The following is a 220-nucleotide window of genomic DNA, read 5'->3' on the forward strand; positions in this document are numbered from 1 at the left end:
GTTACACTCGGCGGTTTTGGTTCGGAGTTTTGTGTGCTTTGCTGGTTCGGTGGGGCACACCTTATCGCAGGCGTTAGGCATGCTGAAGAGCGACTCTGTTTTTATTGGTTATATCTTCGCTCAAGAACTATGCCACAAAGGTTATTCTTTCATCGCAAGGCTGTCCATAAAGTATGGCGAAACGCAGGTTATCTGATTTATTGCTGCCTTTAACTCTGGC

General features: G+C 46.4%; 1 protein-coding gene. It reads left to right on the top strand.

The window, feature by feature from the left end:
- Positions 1 to 196 (top strand): hypothetical protein (locus tag Q0852_RS23880; protein WP_299022943.1); only part of this gene is annotated, 196 nt, incomplete at its 5' end.
- Positions 197 to 220 lie beyond the last annotated feature (24 nt).

It is taken from the genome of uncultured Photobacterium sp. (genome assembly GCF_947502415.1).
In the GTDB taxonomy this organism is placed as follows: domain Bacteria; phylum Pseudomonadota; class Gammaproteobacteria; order Enterobacterales; family Vibrionaceae; genus Photobacterium.